The organism is Paenibacillus sp. 453mf (genome assembly GCF_900116105.1).
GTDB lineage: Bacteria > Bacillota > Bacilli > Paenibacillales > Paenibacillaceae > Paenibacillus > Paenibacillus provencensis.
This window is the reverse complement of record NZ_FPAC01000001.1, coordinates 521,873-541,126: the sequence shown is the minus strand read 5'-3', so window position 1 is coordinate 541,126 and position 19,254 is coordinate 521,873. Positions and strand designations below refer to the sequence as shown.

Genomic DNA, 19,254 nt, shown 5'->3' with positions numbered 1-19,254 from the left:
GTAGACTTGTTGCCGCCCGCTTTAATCTATAGATAATCAAGGAGGGTTCATATGAAAAAGTTCTTGTCCTTAATGTTAATTGCAGTGATGACTACGGGACTGTTAGCCGGCTGCGGAGGGTCCGAGAGTGCAGACGGTCCAGCGCCAGAAGAAGGCGAGCAGGCGATTACGGAAATACCGCTTCCGATTGTAGATGAGCCGATGACTATTAACTATTGGCGTGCAAATGATGCCAAGATTGCTTCTGGCAACGGATTCTCGGATGTGAAGGCTTATCAGGAAAAAGAAAAAAGAACCGGCATCAAAGTCAACTTCACGCATCCTCCCCTCGGACAGCAGAAGGACCAGTTCAACCTGCTCGTTACAGGGAATGAGCTGCCTGATGTAATCTATTACAACTGGGCTGACGTATCAGGAGGACCTGAGAAGCTTCTCGCAGACGGCAGAATTATTAAACTGAATGAATACATTGATCTCTATGCTCCTAACTTGAAGAAGATTATTGAAGAAGATGAGGTTGTCCGTAAACAAATCTCACTGGATGATGGAACAATCTTCATGTTCCCCTATCTTCGCACGGATGCAGTGAAGCTGAATGCCACGACAGGTATTGTACTTCGTAAGGACTGGCTTGAGAAGCTGAATTTAAATACGCCTACAACCATTGATGAATGGTATACGGTGCTCAAAGCTTTCCGGGAAGAAGATCCAAATGGTAACGGCAAGAAGGATGAGCTTCCCTTCACTGCGAACTGGGGTCCCGGTAATATGAGCAAATTGTATGATTTTGCACCTTCCTTCGGAGTCATAGGCGGATTTCAGCTCAATGGAGATACAGTAGAATACGGTCCAATTCAGCCAGGGTTCAAAGATTTCCTTGAGACCATGCAGAAATGGTATGCCGAAGGATTAATTGATCCTGAAATTATGACGAATGACGGTAAAGCATTTGACTATAAAATAACCAACCATCAAGCAGGCGCATATTACGGTGGGGTATTCAGCGGTATGGCCAAGTATCTCAACCTAATGGCAGATGATCCGGAATTTGATCTCGTTGGAGCTCCTTGGCCGAAGGATTCAGAAGGAATCTCTCGCAGCACCTTCCGTTTCGATACCAAAGTCCTCACGTATGGAGAAGCCATTACCACTTCAGCCGATGAAGACAAGATTAAAGCCATCGTTCAGTGGATGGATTACAATTATAGTCCTGAAGGTCACGATCTGTTTAACTTCGGTATTGAAGGTGAAAGCTACACTGTCGAAGGAGACAGCATTAAATTTACTGACACGATCCTTAAAAATCCGGATGGATTGACTTATGACCAAGCACTGGCCGGATACGCGTTGTCCATTATGGATGGACCGATGAACCAAGACACACGCTATTTGGATGGTCTGATGGCATTTGTGCAGCAGCAGGAAGCGAATAAGGTCTGGATGGAAGCCGATTATTCCCTGGCACTGCCAACTTTGCGCAAAACGGAGGAGGAGGCTCGAAAAGAGGCACAGATTATGGGACAGATAACCACTTATTTGGATGAAATGATGACCAAGTTCATCTTGGGCGACGAACCGCTTACGAACTTTGATCAGTATGTGGAAACGATTAAGGGCATGGGAATTGAGGAAGTAATCAAGATCAACCAGGATGCATATGAACGCTATCAAGCACGTTAAGAAGGAAATGACTTAATTAGAAAGAGCGAGTAGCGGGAAACCCCTGCACTCGCTCTTTTGTTGTTACCTTCTATTTATAAATAAGCTTCCTTCTTAATCATGTCAAAAAAATTCGTATATGCTCCGACCAGCTGACTTAAATGTTCTACAGATTTTCTGACGTCCATTACCTCCAAGCCATGGCCAGCATCTGGAATCTTAATAATTTCCAATTTATCGGCAGCGTGTGCTTCCAGCTTCCCTCTACTCTCCTCACTGAACAACGAATCTTTCGTTCCATAAATAACGAGTCCGGAAGAACGCAGAATGTAGTCCAGTGTACCGTCAAGCGGGGTAAGATATAGATGCGAAATGCGCCGAGCTTCAATATGCTGTGAGGCATAGCCAGCCAGAAGTGTTCCCAAGCTCTTACTTACAAATACCAGCTGATCGTAGCCTTCACTGTAGTCCTGTACTGTCTCTAATATTTCTTCCTCAAGAATAGATCGCTGTTCACGCTCCAGAGCAACACGCGCGCTTTGAAATCCGTATTCCATTAGCAATACGTCCAAACCTTGCTCAATCGCGCTCTGAGCAGCATAATGCAGAACGGGCAGTTCACAGGAGTAGTTCTGTCCAGGGAGAAATATAACAAGTGTGTCTGAGCCTTGTGTTGTTTGTCTGATTCGTACATCTGTACCCCAATATGATTCTTCATAAAAAGTATGATGTTCCACGAACTACACCTCGCTTTCCGCAATATTACAACCCATTATATCGTAATATGGAAAATAAAAGAATCCATTTTATGAACAAATCAGCTAATGGCTTTTTAAATACAAATGAAAAGCAAAGAGGCATCTGCTTCGTGAGCAGATACCTTCTATTACGTAGAGAGTTATTATTTATAATTTCAAATACTCTTTAATTCCGTCAGCAATGCTTTGAGCAACTCTGTCCTGAAAATCCTGATCGAACAAGATGGCTTCCTCTGCTTTATTGGATAAGAAGCCGACCTCGAGAAGAGCTGCAGGCATATCCGTATTTCGCAGTACCGACAAATTGGCTGATTTCACTTTTCGATCCTTTAGCCCTGTTGCTTTGACCATATGCTTATGAATAATATCGGCGAGTGCTTTATCTTCACTTTTCTTATAATAAGTCTCGGTGCCGCTTGCTGATGGGGCTCCAGCTACGGAATTCGCATGAACGGAAATGAAAATATCTGCATTCGCATTATTTGCAATCTTTGCACGCTCCACAAGCTCCGGGTACGTATCACCGTCTCTAGTCATAATCACTTCGATATTCGAATTATTTTGGAGCAGAGCTTCAATTTTTAAGGTGAGTGACAAGGTAAAATCTTTTTCGAGTTTCCCCGTTACTCCCACAGCTCCTCCATCATGAGCTCCATGTCCCGCATCCAGAACGACGATTTTCTTGCCAGAGCCAGAGCCTGTACCTGTTCCCGCATCTGGTGTTTCAGGCAATGGTGCCTCCGGTATTTCAGGATCAAGATCATTTGTGTCGTGATTCAAATCTACGATCAGAAGGCTTGTCCCCTCTTGTGTCACCTTGTATCCGGTAACCTCGTTCATATCAATGACGATTCGAACGGTTGAAGGATCTGTGCTGAATAGAGCATATCGAATCTGTGATACCAGCGGATAATCTGTGACTTGCAGTGAACCCGAGGCTTGTACATTAAGGTCTTTACCAAAGTTTGCAGCGAATTCCGTATTCGGAAGATCGACGACAATGCGATCCGGTCCACTCATGGTAAATACACGCGGGGTGACGCTGCTGCTAGTTGCTACGAGCAGCCTGTTCTCGCTAAAACTAATACCAGATATCTGAGCAAGCCCCTGATCAATCGTCCCTTCTTCGCCTTGTCCCGCATTGCCCGATCCTGTTGGAGGCTGACTCTCTCCCCCTGATCCGCTTAGCTGCTTCAAGCTTGCTGTCTTCGTTTTGTTATCCCAGCTTACCTGTAGGCCAAACTGTTCACCAACGAAGCGCAGCGGTACAAGTGTTGTCTTACTCTTGATGACAGGTGCATTATCAAGAACAACCGACTGGTTGTCCACTAGTGCGTTATTGTCATTAATGACCATCTTGATGACGGTGCCATTTTGCTGTATTGTGACCGTTCCTGTCTTCTGCTCCCAACCGACAGTGTATCCCATTTCTTCAGCGACCATACGGATTGGAATCATTACTGATTTATTGATGATCTCAACCTTGGAACTGTCTGAACCGCCGAGCTTATTGTCATTCAGATATATACTCGCTTGTCCATCCTCCGCATGACTCATACCAGGAAGCACCCACAACCCTACAAAAAACAACATAAACAGCAAAATCCTCTTCAAACTCTAACACATCCTTTTGGTCGTCTTGTAAAATCACCAGCATCCTGCATCCTTTTACATCATCTACTATTAAAAACGCGATTTAGCATGAATTGTTGCATGATCCGTTCTTTATTTTTCGAAGTTTAGGAAGACGAAGTAAATACTACATTTATCGGTTAGTTATCGTTATTTGTGAAGAAACGGTAGATTCCGTATCCGATCGATCGGCCTATGACGTTCAAGAACAGATCATCAATGTCCCCCGTTCCACTCTAAACAGCATTTGGGTGGTCTCCAGCAAGATACACTGCGACATTGCCGATTAAATTAATAACTCATTAAATATGAAATTGATTCGTTTCTATCAGATTACTGGCTGAAACATTCGTTAAATATTTAGATATGGTGTGAAAAGGAACCGTATTATAGCGGTAATCAAGCTGGACCGAGCGATTAAAGCCTGCAAACATGAAGTATAGGAGCAGCAAACTGTATGTTATAAGAAGAATGCGTATCATTGTTGTCCGTTGCATTACTGTGCTACACCTCTAGCAATAATAGATTGGAGTATGATCTGGAACACAATCTGACAACTTTCCCGAAACGACTGAATTTTCCTGCATATGATCTATCATAGACGAATTACAATATTTTGCCAATTGGTTCAGACTATTTTTTTATGCATTTTCGAGAAAATTAGACATGAAACAAATACATGTATCATTTGTCGTCATCAGCTCCATATTAAGACACGATTGCAAAAGAGATATGTCACGAGAGGAGGAAGCTTCTTAGATGAGCAGCTGCAAAGAAAGTGCAAACGATCAAGCCAAGAGTGGACAAAGCTTAAAATGGTGGCAGCTGTCTCTGCTTGGAGTGGCTTGTACAATTGGTACAGGGTATTTTCTCGGTTCTGCTCTAGCCATTGAAATAGGTGGTCCTTCCGTTCTCCTAACTTTTCTGCTGGCCGCTGCAGGTACATATTGTGTATTTGATGTTCTCGCACAAATGACAGCCAAGTCACCAGAACAGGGCTCTTTCCGATCTTATGCCAAAAAGGCTTATGGGCGCTGGGCTGGATTCAGCAGTGGATGGGTTTATTGGTGCTCCGAGCTGCTTATTATGGGAAGTCAGCTGACAGCACTTTCACTGTTCTCTCGTTTCTGGTTTCCCCAAATTCCTGTGTGGGTGTTTGCCACTGGATTTGCAATATTGGGACTCATTGTCGTTATCATCGGAAACAAGCTGTTTGATCCACTGGAAAGTGTAGCAGCAGTTATTAAGATCGCAGCAATTCTCATGTTCATCGTACTCGGATCAGCAGCGTTATTCGGGTGGCTCTCGGGGGGCATCCAACCCCAAATGCCGTTATCTCCCGGCTCATTATTCCCTAATGGATTGACGGGAGCATGGGCAGCACTTCTATTTTCTTTTTATGCTTTTGGGGGAATTGAGGTCATGGGGCTCATGGCACTCAGATTAAAGGAGCCCAAGGAAGCGCCAAAAGCCGGCAGAACGATGATACTTCTGCTGGCGGTCATATACGTTATCTCGTTGTTTCTGGTCGTTTCCATCGCGCCTTGGCGTGGATTTGGTACGAAGGAAAGTCCTTTTATCCAGGCTTTGGACACCTATAATCTCCCTTTTATACCGCATATTATGAATGGTGTCCTTATCGTTGCTGGGTTCTCTACGATGGTTGCATCCTTGTATGCGGTAACGACAATGCTAATCACACTTGCACAAGATAAAGACGCCCCTCCTCTTTTTGCCAAAAAGGTGAAGAAGCGTTTTCCGGTTTTTTCTTTTGGAATGACTGCAGCAGCACTGTGTGCATCCATCATTCTGGCACTACTGCTCCCAGGTACCCTGTACGAATATGTCACTACGGCTGCTGGCCTGATGCTTCTATTCAACTGGACTTTTATCCTAATCACCGCAGGCAAACTCCTGAAGCTGACCACTTTTGGACAGATCAAAAGATACGGGGGCATCCTTCTCATCCTGCTAGCGATAACAGGAACACTGTTCCATAGCACGAGTCGGCCAGGTTTCTGGATCAGCTTCTTGTTCATCGCCTGTATTGGAGTGATAACCTGGTTTATGCACAGCAAGATCTGGAGTAAAAAAGGAAAAAAAGATCAAAAACACAAGACCGATAAACATCTCATTGAACAGCTAAAGAAAGATCGTCATCGCTTCCATTCTCGTGTCAGAAAAGCGAAACCTTGATCTACTAATCGCGAACGACTCTATGCTTCAGATAGAACATCAATGCTGCCCGGTCGATATCTGAAAATTGAAGTGGATTCTGTTCCATCATGGAGGCTATAGTCTTCACGTTTACCCAGGCCGGGTTCAGCGATTCATCTCCTGCTTCGAGGAGCTTTCCTTCTGCTTTGCATATAAAATACATCCCTATCGAGTCAATGGGGCCCTTCGTTGTTTGATGTGCACAGAAGGGCTCAACGACCTCGACTTCAAAGTTTGGATTAATGCCAGTTGTATCGACTCTCTTGGAAGCGCCCTCAATGCGAGTCACCTTAAGCCCTGTCTCCTCTTCCACTTCTCTGATTAACGCTTGATGAATCGGTTCATACAGCTCAATTCTGCCTCCAGGGAGTTCAAGACATTCCTGCCCGGTTTTGTTCCGGCTCTGGATAACAAGCTCGGTCCCTTGCTTGCTGTCCCGCTCAACAAAGGCTCTTGCGTTAACGTAGAACATAATCATCCTCCTTCTCGAGATATACTCTAATCATCCAGCTTCCACAACTTAGAATCTTTATTTTGTATAAATACAGCGTTCTTCTGCTTGATTGCTCGCTCGTACAAGCCCATCTCAAAGTCCCAGGCTGAACGTGACAGCTCGATATAACGTATTGCTGTGTTATTCTGGACAAAGACAAGTAACGTGATGGAGTCCAGATGTCGAATAGAGTCAGGTACTTCATCCATATTTCGAACGTCGATAGACGAAGGATCAAGATAAGGACCGAATATGTACAGCTCTTCCCATGCAAATGGGGTCAGTTCAGCAAATTTGATGCGCTCTCCTGCTTGAGCTTCTGTAAGCCTGCTCACCATTTCAGCGTCGTCGTATGGGCGTGGACGATCAATCCAATCCCATAGGAGCATAAATAAGGCTACCAATAATAATAACATATATATCCACTTTTTCATGCAATGGTTCACCCCTTATATGTAAATTTTTTAGTAAAAAAGCGAAGTAACCCCTTTTGTCCTATTGTGATATGAAATATGAAATGGGTTACTCATAAGACTTTCTTAAAGTGAAATAAATAGCATTAATGGTTTTCACGGGACAGAAAAAAGATGGATCCTTATATGGATCCATCTTCTGCTCACTTCAACATATATAGATTAGATTACAGCAAGCCTGCATGCTCCAGGCCTTTGCGAATTCCATGCTCGTCCACCGAGCTTGTCACATGGCTGGCATAGGATTTAACCTCATCATTTGCATTCCCCATGGCAATCCCCAGTCCAACATAAGACAGCATTTCTACATCATTCAAGCCATCACCAAAAGCAACAACCTCATCCTTGGATAGTCCGATATGCTTAAGAACTGCCTCAATTCCCTTAGCCTTTGAACCGCCCGCTGGAATGACATCCATTGCATATTTGTGCCATCTGACAAAATGAAGATCGTCATAACCTGCTTCCTTTGCCGTATAATGATGCTCTTCATGCTCCTGACAGTACAGGAGTGCTTGGTAGATTGGAGCCTCCTTCCAGTAACCTGTCTTATACCCCGGTACTTCAACTTGAAGCGTTTGGAAGGAAGCGGCTATGAACTCGTGGAGCTCCATATTGGAGAATCCTGCCTCTGCTCCCTGCATGACAATGGGATGATTGTAAGACAGGGCGCTGTTCTCCAGCTTCTCAAGTGTATTCGTATGAATTGGATGCGAATAAATCATCTCGCCTTTATAGACAACATAAGAACCGTTAAGACTAATGAAAGAATCAATACCCAGCTGGGACATGTATTTCGTAAAATAATAGGGTGCTCTTCCAGTAGCAATAAAGACGTCCGTCCCATTGGCCTTCAATTCGTTGATCGCTTCGATCGTATCTTGAGGGATCACCTTCTCATCATTGACTAGTGTTCCATCGATATCAAAGAATACGGCTTTATATGTCATGTTGTAAAATCCTCCAGTCGCTGTACTAAGTACAATTTCGCTTGTTTATTGCAGGCGCATGGCGCACTTATTTTCTACCGTAATCTGCCTTGATTTCTCCCCATACTTTGGTTTCCCATTTTAGTATTTTATTGTTGTAAGTATGGTTTGCAAGCCATTTCTCTGCCCGATCAATCATATCCCAAACCTGCTGGGTTGAAGCATCCCGCTTCAATGTCGTAGCCGCCTTCTTCTGTCTAACCCACTTCATTGCATTAACTGAATCACTGTAAATGGTCTTGCCACTGCCCTGCTGCTGCAAATAGGCCAGAGCATGTACAATGGCAAGGAACTCTCCAATGTTATTCGTTCCATTCGGAATGGGACCCACACTAAACAAGACATCTCCCGTTCGGGTATCCACACCCTTATACTCCATCGGTCCAGGATTGCCTCTTGTTCCTACGTCCACAGAAATACTATTGTAGTCTACTTCAGAGACAGATGCTGCAGCTGATGCTCCCTTGCTGCTGCCACTGCCTTGAGATTTGCCCGCGCTGTTTCCCCATATGCCTTTCCATCCACTTGCATAAGCTTTTTCAGCCTCTGCTTTGGATTCAAAAGCTTTATATTTTGCCCCAGTCACTCCCTTCACCTGCTGCTGGCACGCTGTCCAGCTAGTATAGACGCCCGGTGTTTTTCCTTCCCATACCACATAGTACTTTTGCTTCGCCATATTTCCCTCCATATGAATCCCTAACGCGCTAATATCTACAATACCTTCTCACAGCCTAAGATGCAAAAAAACAAAAGAACGCCTAAGTTCAGGGTTCATAGAACTCAGGTGTCCTTAATGTATTACATTTTACGTAATCTCAACATTTGGTTCGCCCCGCGCTGAAATTCGTAATTTACATTTACCAATTCGCTTGTCCAGCCCTCTCTTCTCACATATGAATGGATGTCTTCTAGAAACGGGTACCTCCTACCATCCAACTGAACAATGGGATACACCCGAATTTCTTCTCCGGCAACTCTCATCATCTCCTGCAGGGTATCGAGATGAAATTGCATAGATAAACGCTCACCGTACATGAACAAAAAATGTGCGGATAAGATCAGATCAAACTGCTTATCTTGAAATGGCAGCTGCGGAAGTTCCGTCTCGATATAATTCTCTGGATTGGCTTTCATATCTATTATACTGGTTTCAAGAGCTTGAGTACGATGGTCCAGGAGTTCCTTCATTTCGGAGAAGTACGTCCATTCATATTGATCCTTAGCCTTAGACATTTGCTCCATCGCATGCTTAATGTCCTCTTTGCCTTTCTCATACAGTGTATCCCATGGATAAACATAGGCAATATCCGCAGATTTCACATGACCCCCATGCTTATTAGCAACAGCCGTAAAGGAGCAAGCTCCACCAGGACAATCCAAAATGCTCTTTGTTACGATGTCTTCTTTAGAAAGGTGAAACATATACTCATACTCTTCATAGGAACGCCCAATAAAAACGATGCGATCCAAGTCCATTCTACTGCCACTTTGCATACTTCGCTCAGCTCACTCTCTTCTCATTTTGAAGTAACTCCTCAGCTCTCCTCTTTCTATGAATAATATGGATGAGTTCATATTATGTGTTCTAACTTATTACCATATATCCTCCTCTATCAGGAAATAATATTTATTCCACACCTCGTTATATAATCAAACAACCCTTTCTATACACAGAAAGGGCTAGGGGCGTTACTTGAAAGAGAGCAGATGGTGATCAACTCACGATATGCTTGATGCCTTTGGCGGTATCAATGTCCTTCAACTCAGAAATGACAAATGCAGGTACAACCATATGCCGCTCTAATTCATCTAGCGGAATCCATTTATACACGTAATCTTTATTTGTTCCTTCAAACTCGCATGTCTTCTTAAAGATCGGATGCTGAAAGGGAAGCTCAAGAAGGAAAAACATTCCTGACTCATGTATCTGTGTTGTCGGTGAAATTGGCAAATCAATCACATTCTCGATCAGCCATACCTGCTGTTCGCTGATTACAGGCACACCAAGCCACTCATAAATCATCTTTCCAATAGTGTACTCCGGAGAATCCTCAGCCTCTACACTGCCTCCAGGCAAAAACCAATAAGGCTGGTTTCGTTCTCTTTGCAGCAATACTTTGCCTTCGTGAATGATTATTCCTCCTGTTGTTGTGTGATATTGAATTGATTCATGTTCATAGGATATCATCATCACTATTCCTCCTTAGATACAAAGCGACTGAATGAAGATCGGTAGTCTATTCGTCCCACAATATACATAGCTTCTCTCAAATCCGTCCTATCCATGCCTAGTTATAAAGACATTCGTAAATATAATAACAAGCCTGGTAAGGGAATAGTTTGATTTTTTCATAATTTATTTTTATTTTTTTCTAAGACAGAATCAAATGTATAATGCCTGATTTTCTTTATAGAAAAGTCATCGCATGCATTTTATTTTCCCTTCGAATTCGAGGTCGAATTTTTGGCTTGTTGATTAGTGCATCTATCGCAATTTCAAGTTAGATACATAGAAAGCCGTAAATAAAATAAAAAGGGGTACACTTCAAAATGGCACGACGTAAAAGCAAGAAAAAGCAGAAAGAAGAAGCTTTAAAAGCACTTACCGGATTAATTACCTTTGGATCCTTTTTTGTAGCTCTTCAGCTCACTGGTTCTTTTGAAACTGCCGTCTTTATTGCAGCATTAGCACTAGGAGCCTTTATCGCTGTTCTCATTGCTCGAGGAATGGCACAACGGGAGAAACTGAGGAAATCGGGCATTGCTGACATCGATAAGATGGATGGCTTTAAGTTCGAGAGCTATTTAGGTGAGCTTTTCAGAAACCTTGGATATGAAGCGAAGGTAACTCAAGGTTCCGGAGATTTCGGCGCGGATCTGATTCTGAAGAAAGCTGATCAAAGAATTGTTGTTCAAGCTAAACGTTATAGTAAAAATGTCGGTATTAAAGCAGTTCAAGAAGCTCAGGCTTCGATTGCACACTATAAAGCAAACTAAGCTTGGGTCGTCACCAACAGTGATTTTACTGAAGCCGCCTATACACTTGCTAATTCAAATCAGGTTCGTTTAATTAATCGGGAGAAGCTGATTGAGCTCATTCTGCAGATGAATGAAAGAAAAAAGGCTACTCCGACAAAAAAAGCTGTTTAGTTAGAGCTAGAGACTAAAAAAGTAGATCTCGAAGTGAGATCTATCGGGAAAAGAATCGTGATGTAGTGAACGAAAACATGAATACGATTCGTGAACAGATCAGAACGTACATGTGTCGGCGATAAAGGAATAGATTCACTAGAATAGAGGGTGCCCCTCAGTCATCTATGATGACTTTTGGGACACCCTCTTACCGACCTAAAGTAATGGATGAGAATCATTGGTAAAACATAAGAAAAATTTATCCTGCTTGAAGAGTCGATTTATTATTCATTGACTGGATCCTACAAGCTCCCAGTGATTGTAAACCATCTAGCTAAAGTACTCGGTGCACCTAAATAACTAAGTCCCTCGTTAGGGTGAGCAAAAATCATTCGATTACTTGCTCCGTTATTTAGGGTTAGATAAAGCTCATGAGATGGAGCCCTGTCATGTACTCCTTCGAAACTATAAGTACCATTACTATTTGTAATAACTCTCATCTGGATATCTATCTCTTGACCGGAAACAGGGATATAAGGATTTCCTACCTTATGGTAATAAGTATAGTCGGCTTTTGTATAAGTATGTGTGTTCTTTACCCCATACATAAGTTCATCCGATGCGGTCTTTGAGGAAATGTAATTTTTATTATCATCGTAAGCAGTTGTTGCATGGACGTTTTTAGAAAAGTTATGTTCAGAATTATACGGTTCAAAAATCGTTTTACCCCACATTTTTGTACGGTATTTTTCAGAGTCAAAACTGAAAGTTCTGTTATCCCCACCAAAGAAAGCTATGCCATTCCCAGGTATAGGGTCTTCAATATAGTCCATTGGAAGAAAAGTTTTGTAGATCCAGGAAAAACTAGTCGTTGATGCAGCTCGGGATTGAATCGGATTTGAAGTAGTTGTATCCACAACCCTAATAATGCTTACTGGGCGACTTGAACTCATCTGATCTATTTCTGCCTCGCTTAGATTTAGATCCTCATTTTCCGAGAAAAATTTCTCTACTTCCTGTTTCTCAATTTCAGAAAGGGGTGCAGAGAATTCAATTTCATATGTGTATAAAGAATTACTGGATATTGTTTCATCAGTGTAGAAGTTTTCGTTTGTGGTTGCTAATAATTTTTGATCTCTGTACACACGATATTCTTCAACACCAGGAATTTCATTCCACGTTAAATTAACACCTGAATTTGACGATATACTTGTAAGAGAGGTATCAATGTCTGTAGAAGATTGCATAGATCTTAGATTTACACTATTTTCAAGTGTCGATGTGATAATTTGTTGACTACTAACGATATTTCCTTCATCGTAAACAACTAAATCAAAACTTATTATACTGTTTGGCTCTAAATTATTTATCGTATAGTTCTTTTGATCTCCGTGATATAAAGTATTTCCTTCACTGTCAATAATTTCAAATATATCACCATCTACATTCCAATTTAATTCTAGAGAAGTCAAATTTCGCTTTACTATGATTGGTGAAACTGTCTCTTCTGCTGCTTTTACCTCGGAATAATTCGTACAGCTTAGTAATACTACTACAGATAAAATAAGAGTAATGATTGATCTTTTTTTCATAGTTAGTCTCCTTTAGATGTTATTCCTCAAATCCATTACCGAATTATTTATATCATAATCTTTCATGACAAACCATATATTTCCTGAAGATCCTATAAGTTACCAATTCCCGCCTATGATATAGTATGCTACAATGAAATTGTTGGTAAATATTCCATCTCAGATTTAAACTTACATATGAAACGGGGTATACAAAATGAATAAAAAAACCGAGTTGTCGTTTCATAAACCAGCTGTAAAGTTTATTTCAGCATTTGCGACAGCTTTTACCTTACCTATATTTTCTGGAATATTTGAGTATATCTCTTTGAGTGAGAAAAGTACTTTCTTATCTAATTTTGGATATGAATTTACTATAACAATGATTATCAACCTAACACTTGTTTGTTTCATTATTCTCCCCTTGTCTATTTGGGTAGAAGGATCAATTGTCAGAAAACAAAATCCAAATTTAGTTAATGTTATTTCTCACATTTCAATAGGTATATTTAGTGGAGTAATATACTCTCTATTTATTCCGAGCACTACACCTCTCGGACCGATCTTTTACGGTGTTTTATTAGCCATCATTTTTTTCATCTATCAACTAGTTTTTATTTGGTTTCTAAAAAGGGCGAATAATGTTTCTTGAAAATTTGATAAGCGCTCTTAAACAAACAAAAAGAACCGATGTAACGCGGTTCTTTTTGTTTGTATTCATCTATGTAAGCCTACGTCTCTTTCATCTGATGACTATACAACTAAAGAATGGTTCAACCATTACTTAAAGCTTGCCCAGTATCTCACTAATGGTAGCGGGACTGTATCTGTTGAGTATATTTTGAGAGCTTCTGAAATAGATAGCATACCAGTCGCTGGTAACTATTCAAGTGCTACTAAAACAATAACATTTTCCGGTGTTCAAGCGGGTACTTATGCTTTGCAAATAAACAATATTGGAACTACAGAACTACTACAACTGCTAGTGGATATGGATCAATCAATAATTAAGTAAAACAAGAAGGCAAGAAGGAGCCATTGTAGAAAATCAGGCGGACAAAAACGCCCCTAAGAGCTTTCCTAGGGGCTTCACCTTATTTTTAGGGAACTGAAATCGTTACGGCTCGATTTATCGGCGTTATAGAAGACAATATAACCATCTCTTTTTCGGTCTTGATTTGTTGCAGTAGCTCAAAACATTTCTTTCCGGCGTCTCTTCTCTCTGATGAGTGTAGACTTGCTGATTCCAGTCATTGCAACTACTTCACTGTATGTGTTTCCATCCAGCAAGGATATTGCATGATCGATCTGCTTTTTTGTGTAAGACCTTGGACGTCCTTCGGAATACCCCTCTTTTTGACGCGCTATTGCTTTACCTTCTTGCGTCCTTTCTAGTGAGTGTTACTACGTTACGATACGGGTAAATATGAGTGGGTCGCACATTGGTTCGACCACAAAGAAGAGGAGCGTACATTGGTACGCTCCTCTTCTTGTTATGGTATGGTGTATTCCCAAACAGTTGCGATAGGGGAAAGATGATCTTTATAAAGTTGTACTAGTTCTGTATTAAAGTTTTTACGGACTGATCCGTATTTATCTCTATGGAATATCGTTGTTAGAAATACACATATGTCTGCAAGCTGAATTAGGTTGCAACAGTGGGACTGTTTGATAAATGTATCGTAAAAGATACGGCCGCTCGTCGAGGCTTGTTTTACTGTTCTCAGCAGCAATTCAGCCTCTTGATCCTTACCCTCATCAGGAATGATCATTCCTGTTTGGTGTGTCGCAACTAATTCGTCCTCAATCATCTTAACAAGCTGGGTCAAACATAAGGTATGCATATTAATATGCTTTGTCTCACCTGTTCCAGTTTGGTAAAGCTAAAAAGAAGCAGTGCACCATTGCATCTGCTCCTTTATTTAAGTTCCATTCATTCCGGCTGTCTCAGGATAATGTGAAATATCCGCATGAAGCACAACTTTAGGCTTGTTCTCTTCATTAAATACAATCTTGCACAAGGAAGCGGGATGGATATAAGGCAAATCCCATAAGGTTTCAAGTGAGCGCTGTTCTATCCACGTCATCAGCAGTTTAACCACTACCGTATGAGTTACGATAAGAACCGTCTTTCCCTGGTTTACTTTGAGGATATGTTTCAGTTCCTGCTGCGCCCTGTCCATCGTTTCGATGTAAGTTTCTCCACCGTCTGCAGCGAACAATTCAGGTTCCTCCCAAAATTGCTGGTACTTCACCGGTTCCTCCAATTTCAGCTCGTCTCCGGTCCGGCCCTCCCATAGACCCAGATTCATTTCCCTTAAGTTATCCGTTAGAGTCACAGGTATCTCGCGGCTGCCACGGATTACCTCTGCAGTAAGAACTGCTCTGCCGCTTGAGCTTGAATAGATCACATCAATAGGCTCCTCAGCGAGCGCTTCACCGAGCCAGCGCGCTTGACAAGTTCCCAGCTCTGTTAGCGGTGAGTCTTGATGCCCCTGCATTTTGCCAAGCACGTTCCATTCCGTCTGTCCGTGCCTCACGATGTAAATCGTCGTCAAATGTGTCAATTGAGTTCCTCCCATTAAAAGCTTCTGTCTTCGAGTTCCTTCAGTCTGCGCTCGACGACCACAAACAGGAGCAGATTGAACATCAGCATAAGTCCGACCAGAATGCCAAAGCCCTCCATTCCGCTGACAAACCTCGATACGAACAAACCGATAATAATATAGAAGATACCTATTCCAATCATCCAGGCTGCACTATAACGATTGGCTTCCTTCCACATGCGTTCACTCTTCATGGAACGATTCGTCCGATAACCATAAATGTGGTTCACTCGTTTTGGGGGTTTAATTCTCATGAATAGTCCTAGAATGATAAAAACAACCCCAACAAAGCTGAACACCACAAGATTCTCCATATCCATAGGCACCCTCCCTTTCACAGCTTAAGTTAGAGGAGCTCTTTGCTGTCGTTCCCGTCCGCTCAGCTGATAACAACCAAGGCGTTACATTCATTTTAGCATGATGTTTCTATTACCAGAACCTCTGGTATTCATTACGAGCGCTTGTTATATCGGATATCATCATTCTACATCCGTGTCAGATGAACGAAGGAGAACATCGTTACGACTAGTCCAGCCCATACGAGACCAGAAAGCCTTCCCCGTATCATTCGTGTCAAGCACCATTATGTGTGCACGCTGTATGCCTGCATCCCGCAGTGATGCTAAAGCTTGGTTGACTAATTTGCTGGCAATGGACTGTCCCCGAAATTCAGGCTCCACTGCTAAATGATACAAATATCCTCTTCTTCCGTCATGACCTGAGAGCAGTGTTCCTATTACGCCTCCATTGTTCACCGCTACCTGGCTGAACCCTTGATTCCGCTCCAGATACAGCTGTATGGACTCTCTGGAATCTGCACTGCTGAGCCCCATCCCTTCTGTCCTTTTCCAGAGAGCAATGCTGTCCTCATAGTCTTCTATTCTCATCTCACGAAATTCAACCATGTTAGGCTTCCTCCACTGTTATGCTATCTAGGTCGACCATCTCTCTAAGGGCATGCGGAAAAAGCGGTTCACATAAGTTTAATATGGCTTTGGCATACAACTGTATTTCTTTCTGAGCATCATGCATAAGACGCTGGTTCAGGAAATGACACACGGACTGAAGAGATGCCGTCCAATACCAGCGGATATACATGCCGTAAGAAGGCAGGAACAATCTGGCCTGCTCGGCACATGCCCCTCTCTTAAGAGCCTCCTCATACTTTTGTACACCCAGCTCTATGTATTCCAGTAACTCCTGAGTCAGCTTCGTTCCCTCTTCTATGGATAGTGGATCCCCGCTGCCTTGCTTTGAATTCTCCGGAGTACTTCTCCATTCATGATGATGTGGAATGTAGAATTCCGGCTCTTCCGTTATGTATCTGCGGCTGGATTCATTCCAGGCCTCCATACTATCCCCTGTTCCCTCCATATGACCAGACCCGATGACATACTTCCACCACTGTCTGGCTACCATGAGCGGGGCATAAACCTCAAACTGAAGCATCACGTGCCGAAATGGAGAGGTATGTCCCTCTCTTGCCAGAAACTGAATAAGACGGACATCTCGATCCGATAATGACGTGGACTCCTTCGCATAGGATACTCTAGCCGCGTTGACAATGGTCAGGTCAGAGCCCATATGATTCACCAGCCTGACATAGCCTTTGTCGAGCACTTGTTCAAATGACATGGATATTCCTTCTTTCTCTAATGTGCTCTCACTATTTTACTGGATTTTCCAGTGTGGTTCCAGCTAACTTTTGAATAGAAAACACCTCTTTTGCTTGTACAAAAGAGGTGTAACATCCGAGCATATGAGCCTGAGCATTTATTACATACCTTATGTTTCCTGAGCTTCTCCAATTTTCAGATCATTCCCAGATGGCAGGCTGTCAAAGTAGTTTCTCGTTGTATGAACCATCCAAGCTTAGGCCTCTCAGTATTAAATTTGCAGTTATCGGAGGAAGGCCAATCTGGCGAGACCATACCGACAATTGCCCTACATGATGAATTTCATGAACTGCCACATGGCGAATGACTTCGGCATATGAGAATGAATAGAACATCTTACGATCCATCTCATCAGACCACTGTCTTATGATCGTTTCAACCTGAGGACGGCAGCGCTGTGATAACGCTTTTATCTCCTCTAACGAAGAATAATCCTCGTAAGTATAATGAAACTCCGGAACCCCTTGGAGTCCATTTATCCACGCTTGTTCAATATCTACGATATGAAATAGGGTTCTTAAAATGCTGCCCAAGCCTCCTTCACGCTCCCTAACCAGCTCCTCTTCAGGGACTTGGCTGCACCAGTCGAACCACTCTTCACGAACCTGCCAATTATATTCAAACAGCATTTTCAAAATCAATCAACTCCATCTATTGAAATGCTAAGCAGTTACAATATCGCGTTGTCTATATGGGTAATCCATTTGCTTTCTAATCTGTTGAACTTGTTCATCTGGAACAAATAGACCGAGCACATACAGTCCGAGATCAATCGAAGCGGCTACACCTCCGCCGGTAATAACATGCCCATCCCGTACCAGCCGGCATTTAACGACTTCCTTGCAATGAGGAGCAAGCAGATCATATTGAAATGGATGCGTTGTCGCTCTCTTATCCGTCAGAAACCCAGCGGCGCCGAGCAGCAAAGAGCCTGTACATGCGGACACCTTGAATTTCGTATCAGCCGCTCCTTTAAACCAGCTCATAAACTCATCATCGGATTGAAGGGTTCGTGTTCCTGATCCTCCGGGGACAAATACCATATCATAATCCTTTAAATCGGGCTTTACTTTCGTGACCTTCACCGTCATCCCATGCTCGTCACTAACTTCCTCCTGAATCCCGCATATGTCCCATGTGGTGTTATTTGTTTCTGTACAAGATTTCAATCTGGCAATTACATCATAAAAACCGATAAAATCCAAAAAAGTCATGCCGTTGAATACTACCATAGCTATCTTCACATCGAACACCTCTCTCGAAAAATGATCTTGAAAAGGCACTACACCCTTATTATAGGTTAATTTGTATTATTTGCATCAATTTCATAACTCATTAATATTATGAAATTGCTTTTCACCATACATTTTATACCTCATCAATGTACATTCACCAATGATGAGGAGCAAGAATCACCAAGGCCAAGAACGATTGGACCCGAGCATTCGTTGACGCAGCACCCCACAAGCCGGCTCCCACAAAATAAAAAGGTCCGACCTCTGCTTCTACCAAGAAGTGCAGTGTCGGACCTATTTACCCTCCCCACTACCTAGGATAGGTGGGGGCTTCCTTCTTTGCCGGCTCATATGCGAAGGAAACGAAATGCTCAGAGGGAGAAGCGCCAGCGTTCGTATTTGGCCTGAAATGATTACAACTTAAAATTCAATCCTATCATTCCAGGCCAAGAACGATCGTACTTGAGCATTCGTTGACGAAGCACCCAAGAGCCGGCCCTTGACGCTTCCTTTGGTCTGTTTTTACCTCTCCCACTTAGGCTCAAAAGGATAAGGACATGTCGCCTCCAGCACCTTAGCCTTCAGCGGAATGAGACAGCCACAATATCGGCAGGTCGTCCCATATATGAATCCATCACAGCTTCTGCATGCGGCAAGGCGCTCTCTGTATAGCTCACGGCTGGCTTCCTCCTTGCCTGTATTGCTCTCTGTATAAGCTTCCTCCAGCTGCTCCAACTCAGATTCACTGACATGGACGCTTGCGGTACAGCCCTTGCAGAGCTCTGTTTCAGATCTTGTCGTCATCTTGGAAGT

Annotated in this window: 20 protein-coding genes and 1 pseudogene; 3 read left to right on the top strand and 18 right to left on the bottom strand. The window is 42.7% G+C overall.

From position 1 onward, the window contains the following. Positions 1–51: 51 nt before the first annotated feature. Positions 52–1,680 (top strand): type 2 periplasmic-binding domain-containing protein, encoded by a 1,629-nt coding sequence (locus BM415_RS02595; protein ID WP_091154270.1) that lies wholly within the window; start codon positions 52–54, stop codon positions 1,678–1,680. Between the two features lie 74 nt (positions 1,681–1,754). On the opposite strand, the gene BM415_RS02590 is transcribed toward BM415_RS02595, so the two are convergent. Continuing rightward, positions 1,755–2,396 (bottom strand): hypothetical protein, encoded by a 642-nt coding sequence (locus BM415_RS02590; protein ID WP_091154267.1) that lies wholly within the window; start codon positions 2,394–2,396, stop codon positions 1,755–1,757. A 168-nt stretch (positions 2,397–2,564) separates the two neighbouring features. Next, positions 2,565–4,010 carry an N-acetylmuramoyl-L-alanine amidase family protein gene (locus BM415_RS02585; RefSeq protein WP_091154266.1) on the bottom strand — a complete coding sequence of 482 codons (1,446 nt, stop codon included), beginning with the start codon at positions 4,008–4,010 and terminating at the stop codon, positions 2,565–2,567. 798 nt (positions 4,011–4,808) lie between these two features. Between BM415_RS02585 and BM415_RS02575 the strand changes: the two genes are divergently transcribed. Beyond that, positions 4,809–6,245 (top strand): amino acid permease, encoded by a 1,437-nt coding sequence (locus tag BM415_RS02575; RefSeq protein WP_091154262.1) that lies wholly within the window; start codon positions 4,809–4,811, stop codon positions 6,243–6,245. Positions 6,246–6,249: 4 nt separating this feature from the next. On the opposite strand, the gene BM415_RS02570 is transcribed toward BM415_RS02575, so the two are convergent. The 6 genes from BM415_RS02570 to BM415_RS02545 all read right to left on the bottom strand — a co-directional run bounded on the left by BM415_RS02570 (position 6,250) and on the right by BM415_RS02545 (position 10,412). Further along, positions 6,250–6,738, bottom strand: coding sequence for an NUDIX hydrolase (locus BM415_RS02570; RefSeq protein ID WP_091154259.1), 489 nt, complete (start codon positions 6,736–6,738; stop codon positions 6,250–6,252). Between the two features lie 26 nt (positions 6,739–6,764). Further along, positions 6,765–7,193, bottom strand: a complete 429-nt coding sequence (locus BM415_RS02565) for a hypothetical protein (protein WP_091154257.1) — start codon at positions 7,191–7,193, stop codon at positions 6,765–6,767. A gap of 206 nt (positions 7,194–7,399) precedes the next feature. After that, positions 7,400–8,182 (bottom strand): Cof-type HAD-IIB family hydrolase, encoded by a 783-nt coding sequence (locus tag BM415_RS02560; protein WP_091154255.1) that lies wholly within the window; start codon positions 8,180–8,182, stop codon positions 7,400–7,402. Positions 8,183–8,249: 67 nt separating this feature from the next. Continuing rightward, on the bottom strand, positions 8,250–8,897 hold the full coding sequence (locus BM415_RS02555) for a ribonuclease H (RefSeq protein ID WP_091154253.1): 648 nt from the start codon (positions 8,895–8,897) through the stop codon (positions 8,250–8,252). A gap of 122 nt (positions 8,898–9,019) precedes the next feature. Beyond that, positions 9,020–9,697, bottom strand: coding sequence for a class I SAM-dependent methyltransferase (locus BM415_RS02550; protein ID WP_244533123.1), 678 nt, complete (start codon positions 9,695–9,697; stop codon positions 9,020–9,022). 238 nt (positions 9,698–9,935) lie between these two features. Further along, positions 9,936–10,412 carry an NUDIX domain-containing protein gene (locus BM415_RS02545; protein ID WP_091154249.1) on the bottom strand — a complete coding sequence of 159 codons (477 nt, stop codon included), beginning with the start codon at positions 10,410–10,412 and terminating at the stop codon, positions 9,936–9,938. A 359-nt stretch (positions 10,413–10,771) separates the two neighbouring features. Between BM415_RS02545 and BM415_RS25875 the strand changes: the two are divergent. Further along, a pseudogene (locus tag BM415_RS25875) lies at positions 10,772–11,371 on the top strand (restriction endonuclease). Positions 11,372–11,655: 284 nt separating this feature from the next. Here the strand turns inward: BM415_RS25875 and BM415_RS02535 are convergent. The 10 genes from BM415_RS02535 to BM415_RS02495 all read right to left on the bottom strand — a co-directional run bounded on the left by BM415_RS02535 (position 11,656) and on the right by BM415_RS02495 (position 19,245). Then, the gene (locus tag BM415_RS02535; protein ID WP_091154247.1) at positions 11,656–12,945 is read right to left on the bottom strand and encodes a fibronectin type III domain-containing protein; all 1,290 of its coding nucleotides are present in this window, start codon (positions 12,943–12,945) and stop codon (positions 11,656–11,658) included. Between the two features lie 222 nt (positions 12,946–13,167). Continuing rightward, positions 13,168–13,338 carry a hypothetical protein gene (locus BM415_RS24960; protein WP_170862346.1) on the bottom strand — a complete coding sequence of 57 codons (171 nt, stop codon included), beginning with the start codon at positions 13,336–13,338 and terminating at the stop codon, positions 13,168–13,170. A gap of 777 nt (positions 13,339–14,115) precedes the next feature. Continuing rightward, positions 14,116–14,214: a hypothetical protein gene (locus tag BM415_RS25400; RefSeq protein ID WP_244533122.1), complete on the bottom strand. Its 99-nt coding sequence runs from the start codon at positions 14,212–14,214 to the stop codon at positions 14,116–14,118. A 632-nt stretch (positions 14,215–14,846) separates the two neighbouring features. Beyond that, entirely contained in the window at positions 14,847–15,491 is a 645-nt protein-coding gene (locus tag BM415_RS02525) for a histidine phosphatase family protein (RefSeq protein ID WP_244533121.1), read from the bottom strand. A 14-nt stretch (positions 15,492–15,505) separates the two neighbouring features. Beyond that, the gene (locus BM415_RS02520; protein WP_091154239.1) at positions 15,506–15,850 is read right to left on the bottom strand and encodes an SdpI family protein; all 345 of its coding nucleotides are present in this window, start codon (positions 15,848–15,850) and stop codon (positions 15,506–15,508) included. A 159-nt stretch (positions 15,851–16,009) separates the two neighbouring features. Continuing rightward, the gene (locus BM415_RS02515) at positions 16,010–16,435 is read right to left on the bottom strand and encodes a GNAT family N-acetyltransferase (RefSeq protein ID WP_091154237.1); all 426 of its coding nucleotides are present in this window, start codon (positions 16,433–16,435) and stop codon (positions 16,010–16,012) included. A 1-nt stretch (position 16,436) separates the two neighbouring features. Continuing rightward, positions 16,437–17,165: an FAD-dependent thymidylate synthase gene (gene thyX / locus BM415_RS02510; RefSeq protein ID WP_091154234.1), complete on the bottom strand. Its 729-nt coding sequence runs from the start codon at positions 17,163–17,165 to the stop codon at positions 16,437–16,439. Positions 17,166–17,367: 202 nt separating this feature from the next. Further along, on the bottom strand, positions 17,368–17,841 hold the full coding sequence (locus tag BM415_RS02505; RefSeq protein ID WP_091154231.1) for a DinB family protein: 474 nt from the start codon (positions 17,839–17,841) through the stop codon (positions 17,368–17,370). Positions 17,842–17,868: 27 nt separating this feature from the next. Further along, positions 17,869–18,450, bottom strand: coding sequence for a DJ-1/PfpI family protein (locus BM415_RS02500; protein ID WP_091154228.1), 582 nt, complete (start codon positions 18,448–18,450; stop codon positions 17,869–17,871). 513 nt (positions 18,451–18,963) lie between these two features. Then, entirely contained in the window at positions 18,964–19,245 is a 282-nt protein-coding gene (locus tag BM415_RS02495; protein ID WP_091154226.1) for a DUF6171 family protein, read from the bottom strand. Positions 19,246–19,254 lie beyond the last annotated feature (9 nt).

Bases quoted from the DNA above. Each gene is read 5' to 3' on its own strand.
- thyX (WP_091154234.1), bottom strand. From the start codon at position 17,165: ATGTCATTTGAACAAGTGCTCGACAAAGGCTATGTCAGGCTGGTGAAT.
- BM415_RS02550 (WP_244533123.1), bottom strand. From the start codon at position 9,697: ATGGACTTGGATCGCATCGTTTTTATTGGGCGTTCCTATGAAGAGTAT.
- BM415_RS02585 (WP_091154266.1), bottom strand. From the start codon at position 4,010: ATGTTGTTTTTTGTAGGGTTGTGGGTGCTTCCTGGTATGAGTCATGCG.
- BM415_RS02545 (WP_091154249.1), bottom strand. From the start codon at position 10,412: ATGATGATATCCTATGAACATGAATCAATTCAATATCACACAACAACA.
- BM415_RS24960 (WP_170862346.1), bottom strand. From the start codon at position 13,338: ATGAAACAAACAAGTGTTAGGTTGATAATCATTGTTATAGTAAATTCA.
- BM415_RS02570 (WP_091154259.1), bottom strand. From the start codon at position 6,738: ATGTTCTACGTTAACGCAAGAGCCTTTGTTGAGCGGGACAGCAAGCAA.
- BM415_RS02565 (WP_091154257.1), bottom strand. From the start codon at position 7,193: ATGAAAAAGTGGATATATATGTTATTATTATTGGTAGCCTTATTTATG.
- BM415_RS02555 (WP_091154253.1), bottom strand. From the start codon at position 8,897: ATGGCGAAGCAAAAGTACTATGTGGTATGGGAAGGAAAAACACCGGGC.
- BM415_RS02595 (WP_091154270.1), top strand. From the start codon at position 52: ATGAAAAAGTTCTTGTCCTTAATGTTAATTGCAGTGATGACTACGGGA.
- BM415_RS02495 (WP_091154226.1), bottom strand. From the start codon at position 19,245: ATGACGACAAGATCTGAAACAGAGCTCTGCAAGGGCTGTACCGCAAGC.
- BM415_RS02515 (WP_091154237.1), bottom strand. From the start codon at position 16,435: ATGGTTGAATTTCGTGAGATGAGAATAGAAGACTATGAGGACAGCATT.
- BM415_RS02560 (WP_091154255.1), bottom strand. From the start codon at position 8,182: ATGACATATAAAGCCGTATTCTTTGATATCGATGGAACACTAGTCAAT.
- BM415_RS02575 (WP_091154262.1), top strand. From the start codon at position 4,809: ATGAGCAGCTGCAAAGAAAGTGCAAACGATCAAGCCAAGAGTGGACAA.
- BM415_RS02520 (WP_091154239.1), bottom strand. From the start codon at position 15,850: ATGGATATGGAGAATCTTGTGGTGTTCAGCTTTGTTGGGGTTGTTTTT.
- BM415_RS02535 (WP_091154247.1), bottom strand. From the start codon at position 12,945: ATGAAAAAAAGATCAATCATTACTCTTATTTTATCTGTAGTAGTATTA.